The following is a 611-nucleotide window of genomic DNA, read 5'->3' on the forward strand; positions in this document are numbered from 1 at the left end:
ATTTGCTGGAGAACTCATCTAAATGGAGGCTAGCCCTCATGCCTGGTTTGGAGCAGAAACCTCTAACTTACACTTAGCCATTGATGATGCTTCCGGCAATATCCTAGGGGCTTATTTTGATAAAAAAGAGAACTTGAATGCTTACTATCATGTCCTTGAACAAATCTTAGCCAATCACGGCATTCCCCTTCAAATTATAGTAGATTGAAACTAGAATAGTACACCTCTACTTCTAAAACATTGTTAGAAATCGATTTGACTGTCCTGATCGGTTTGTCCTATTCTTATTTCATTTTACTATACTTTCAAACCTAGCCGTTTCTCAATAAAACGACTGACTGAATACATCACACGCTTAGCGGCTGCCTCGCTTCCGACCGTCATCACACAATCATCTGCGTAGCGCACAAATCGAAGTCCCCTCTTTTCTAATTCCTTGTCCAATTCATTAAGCATGATATTGGATAAGAGAGGAGATACATTTCCTCCCTGTGGTGTGCCAACTAGCGTTTTATGACGCTGACCATTAATGATAACACCTGAATGAAGATACTGACGAATCAAGGATTCCCTATCTCCGTCTTCGATCATATTATGTACTAAGGACATCA

The 611-nt window shown here is 40.3% G+C and carries 2 pseudogenes; one reads left to right on the forward strand and one right to left on the reverse strand.

Annotation, left to right across the window (positions count from 1 at the left end):
* Positions 1-205: pseudogene (locus HT699_RS06285) on the forward strand (ISNCY family transposase); the annotation flags it as partial.
* A 95-nt stretch (positions 206-300) separates the two neighbouring features.
* Here HT699_RS06285 and HT699_RS06290 read toward each other — a convergent pair.
* Positions 301-611 (reverse strand): annotated as a pseudogene (locus HT699_RS06290) (reverse transcriptase domain-containing protein); the annotation flags it as partial.

This window comes from Streptococcus sp. 1055, assembly GCF_013276815.1.
Classification (GTDB): domain Bacteria; phylum Bacillota; class Bacilli; order Lactobacillales; family Streptococcaceae; genus Streptococcus; species Streptococcus pseudopneumoniae.